Origin of the sequence: Bradyrhizobium sp. th-b2 (assembly GCF_000426785.1) — a bacterium.
Lineage (GTDB): Bacteria > Pseudomonadota > Alphaproteobacteria > Rhizobiales > Xanthobacteraceae > Bradyrhizobium > Bradyrhizobium septentrionale.
In genome coordinates this window covers 103,754-108,294 of record NZ_KE384571.1, presented here as the reverse complement: position 1 = coordinate 108,294, position 4,541 = coordinate 103,754, and the positions used below count along the sequence as shown (strand labels likewise).

The window sequence follows — 4,541 nt, the reverse complement described above, 5'->3', positions numbered from 1 at the left end:
CTGTAGAGCGGCGCGATCTCGCCGTCGATCCAGTCCCAATCGATCTTGCCGGTGAGCCGGACCAGCTCGTGCTTCAGATTGATGATCTGGTCGAGCCGCGCCCGGAAAAAATCGTTCGCTCCCGTCGTTTTGTGCTTCTTCGGCCGCATCGTGCCCTCCGATGCGGACAGGGAATCATGCTTCGCCCGTCGAGGGAATCTCGAAAACGAAATTGCAAGCTTCCGATGCACAAAACACCAAAACCTTGCAATCTCAGAACGTCATTCCAGCCAAATTACGATTCCAGATCAGTCGCCTGGAAGCTTCTTAACGGGCGACTGAGTAGCTGCGATTCAACATGGATCGGAAGCGCCCATCCCCGGGTCATTTTCTGACCGTTGTGGCGTTTGCGCCATAATACCTCAAGTTTGAGCCAGGCTGCGCACGATCAAACGAGGCTGCTTATGGCCCTTGGATGGCTTGAGGCGAACTGCCATCGCCATGTCCGGTCGGGGCCGTTCGTACGCTCATTTGCTTTCGCACGAACTGTCCCAGCGCTTGCCTGGCGCGCCGAAGCCTTGCCTCGACGCGGCGCTCCAGGGTGTCCCCGCCTATGATGCTCCACGTCAGCGCGTGCTCGGCATTGGCGAGCTGGGATTTGTGACGGGCGAAGCCGGCCAGGAAATCGTAACCGCGCTCGCCGCGCGACATACTATCCTCGATCGACAGCACATGGCTGACCAGGCCAGGCTTCACCCGGCCATCCTCCTCGTAGAGAAGCCCGCTTTGGTAGTTCAGGACATAACCGTCGTGCACGAAATTGTACAACACTCCGACCGTCTGCCCTCCAACCAGCGTCCGTGAGATACGGATGGCGCCGCTGGGGACCCCGCGTGCAATCAGGTCTTCATGAAAAGTGCGGAAGCCGGGGTTGGCAAAGGATCCCTTGGCTCCCCATCGCGATTGATGAAAGCCGGCCAGCACATCGAACGCGGCGAGCGCTTCCGACGTCGTCTCCATGACCCGGAACTCGACAGGGCCGCGTTCGGCATACAGCCTGATGGCGCGGTTGATGGCCTGGCGGGTGTTGCGACCCAATGAGGCTCGGTAGTCCCCGCTCTTCTCACCGATCTTGGTGAAGTCGACCCACCGCGCAACGTCTGCTTCCCTCACTTCACTCAAAAGCCCGACCCGATGAGCTGCGCGAGAGGCGAGCGCCCCAAAGTCCAGATCAATTCCGGAGAGGACAAGCTCGTCGGAGACACTTAGGCTGCCCGCAAGAGCGTCGAGGCATGCCGCCATGACGGGAGCAGCCGAACCTTGCTCGGCAAGGATGCCGTTATATTCGATGAACAGCCGGTCGAAGCGAGCGTCTCCGGTTTCGTTGAGCAGCCAGCGCGCCCGCCCCTGCGGTCCGAAGCTCCACACCGTCCGCCGGCACACGATCGCCAGGCCGACGGTTCTCCCGGACATCCGCGCGACCAGCACATGTGGTCGTGCGCCGCGCGGGAGGTGCGCGAGCCACGTGCCGACCCAGAGCCAGGACAGATAGAACGAACCTGCCGCTCGCCGCTCCAGCTCCTTCCAGGAGACCTCAAGTTCTGCAATGTCCCCCAAGGGCTCAATGCGGACATCGATCGGCTCATGGCAACTGGCTTGCTCGACCGAAGCCGCGCGATCGACATCCGGCGAGGATTTCAGACGGGATGACGTCCTGCCGGGCATCATTTTGGAGCAGTCGTTTGATCCGCGACCGCTCGGCCAATCTCCTTTCGGTCGGAAGTTCGCCCAACTGGCGGTCGATCGGTCGGTGACGTGGCCGGGGCCGACGGACCGGCCTGGTTCGAATTGACCTGACTCGAATTGACTTGGCTCGGGTTAACTTGGCTCGAATTGGCTTGGTTCGAATTGGCTTGGGTCTTCGCGTCGCCCTCGTTCACAATGATGTTCACGAGATCGCCCGGCTGCAACACGGTCATCCCGTTAGACTCGATAGCGACCGGCCCGGTCGCTGTTTGCCGCACCACCTGGTAAGTTGTCCGGTTTGCCTCTTTCTGGGCCCGGACCGCAGGTAATGTGTTGAGGACCCCGTCACTGATATTGTACTCGCGCTCATTATCCGCAATCTGGCGTTCGATGGCCTCGATCTCAAGCTCCAGGTCGTTCCGGATATCGGCCTGGATTCGAAATCCTTCGGCCTCGAGCGTGGCAAGGCGCTGTTTGGCCGTCGCATACTGATTGAGCGCCTCTCGCTTACGCTGCTCGGCATCGGTCAACTCGATCTGAACCTGATTCATCACCGTTGCGCTGATGACATTGCGGTCCGCGAGCGCGCGCATGCTGTTGGCACGCTCCTGACGCAGCTTGACCAGGTCGTCGAGCGCTTCCGTGCGGCCATACACGGCAACATCCTGCTTGGCCGCTTCCAGCGAGCTCTGAAGCGTGCGCTCGCGGTTGATGCGGGCAGTGGCGATCACCTTACGCCGATCCGCCTGTTCGCGGACAAGGTTAGCTGCTTCAGCCGCTCCCGCCAGATCGATCAACCGAAGCGGAATCTTGGCCTCGGCGCCGTCGCGTTCGGCCTTCAGCACTGCTGCGCGTGCCAACAGCTTGAGCATGGCGTCAGCCGAGCCGCTCCGCCTCAGGGATTCCCGCACCGCTTCGATCTTCTGCCATGGCTCCGAGGCGGCCCGGTCGAGCCCACCGGCCAGCGCCATCGCGTGCAGCACGGTCATGCCCGACACATACTTGAATGAGCCGGGGCTCTTGACCGGCCCCAGCACGTAGATGGGTGCGTGCTCCACCGACAGAATGTTGACCACGCCCTTGTGGCCGAGCAACTGATCGAAGGCCTCTGCCAAATCGGTGCGAACCTGTAGTGTTGACCGCTCGGCAACCCGAATGGCGCCAAGCAAGGGGACCGAAATCGTGCCGTCGTCCTGAACAGTGTATGGGCCGCTCAGTTCCGGACGCTGCACGAGACCGCGCAAGGCCGAGCCCGAGCCGCGCCCCCATTTGTCCTCCTCGAGTTCGACGCGCTCGTAGAAGGCAATCGTGAGTTTGTCGCCGATGCCGCACAACTCTCCGGCCGGCGCAGCCCGCGCCGCGCCGGCGATCTTGGAGCGTTCCGCGATTGCGGAGGCAGGCGTGCCGTTCGATACGACCGGCGTCATCGACGGCCGGCCTGACGAATCCGGCTTTGCTGCCGCAGCGGCTTGTGGCACGGCCTGAGCCGACCTGTCGTACTGGGCACCGAGCGTGGCAAACGCCTTTTCCACCACCGCGTGCGAGAGTATCTCGACCGCGCCCCAGTTCCAGATCGCTGCCACACCGACGACGGCAAGACCGGCGATTGCAAGGATAGTTCTCATTCCTCCGCGAGCTCGGAATGGCGTGGGCCGAGCGGGCTTGGACTGGTGTTCGACAACCATAGACGCGACTTTCGCGTTCGACGATGGCTACCACGTCGCCGAACGCGACCGTGGCTCCAAAAGCGGCACTACGACAAGCAGAGCTCAGCCATCGTGACCCCTGGGAGGAGGACGCACAACTATCCCATTGTGGGCACCCCTTTTGAGTAAACCGCGGCAAGCCCCGCGCAGACGGCTGTTGGTCGTTAAGTCAATGAGATCGCCCGGTTAATTTGCACATGCGCTACTGGCGCAGCGCTTCCAGCCGCGATTTCGCCTCCCGGACTCCCGCGGCGTCGGCATTGACATAGAGATCTTGCGCCCTGCGGGCGTCACCGCGCGTGCCGTAGGTCCCCCATTTCGCAAGAATCAGCGGATCGTAGGTCTCTGCCAGCGCGAAGCTCGCCTGGGCGCTGCCCATTTCGATCGCCCGCTCCAGTACGAGCCGCGCCGCGCCGATATCCCCCTGCCGGAGCAGCGAGCTCGCTCGCGCGACCAGCCCTGCAGCTTCCGCGGCTTGCTCGGGAGCAGGCGGAGCAGCGGCACGAGCAGGAGCTGGCAAGGTTTGCTGGGCGACTGGATGAGCGGTCACCTCAATGGACTTGGGCTTGTCCCGCGGGATTGAACCGGTCGTCACGGCGTTTGGCGCAGCGCCACGCGCGTTGCGGACCTGGGCCTCATACGCATGGACTGTGCTCAGCCACAGGGAGGAACTCTGTGCCTGGGCATCCATCCTTGCGCGCAATTGCCTCAACTCGGAAGCACCGGCTTCCGCTGCCTGCCTCTGCAGCGAGACTTGCTCGCTTGCCTTTGCCGCTCGCGCCGTCTGGGCTTCACCATCGCGACGCGCTGCCGCAAGATCCTGCTCCAGCCGCGCGGACTGTTCTCGCTCCTTTTGCAGATCCGCGGCGGCGCTCTTCCCCGCCGCTTGCAGGCGGGACGCTTCCTCCCCTGCCTTGGTCACGAGCACGGTCTTGCTCTCGATGTCACGTCGCGCCGCCGCCAGATCCTGTTCCAGCCGGGCGGTTCGCTCTCGCTCCTTTTGCAAATCCGCCGCGCCGCTCTTATCAGCCGCTTTCAGCCGGGAGGATTCCTCCCCTGCCTTGGTCGCGAGCGCGGTCTTGCTCTCGATATCGCGTCGCGCCGCCGCCA

The 4,541-nt window shown here is 63.0% G+C and carries 2 protein-coding genes and 2 pseudogenes; all 4 read right to left on the bottom strand.

Annotated features, from left to right (window positions below):
* Positions 1-149, bottom strand: a pseudogene (locus K359_RS63040) (IS5/IS1182 family transposase); the annotation flags it as partial.
* 292 nt (positions 150-441) lie between these two features.
* A complete protein-coding gene (locus tag K359_RS56905) occupies positions 442-1,707 on the bottom strand; it encodes a GNAT family N-acetyltransferase (protein ID WP_051346893.1) in 1,266 nt (421 codons plus the stop codon).
* Positions 1,704-3,350: a polysaccharide biosynthesis/export family protein gene (locus tag K359_RS0150290; protein ID WP_029085636.1), complete on the bottom strand. Its 1,647-nt coding sequence runs from the start codon at positions 3,348-3,350 to the stop codon at positions 1,704-1,706. Before K359_RS0150290 ends, K359_RS56905 begins: the two co-directional genes overlap by 4 nt.
* Before the next feature lie 283 nt (positions 3,351-3,633).
* Positions 3,634-4,541, bottom strand: a pseudogene (locus tag K359_RS64010) (hypothetical protein); the annotation flags it as partial.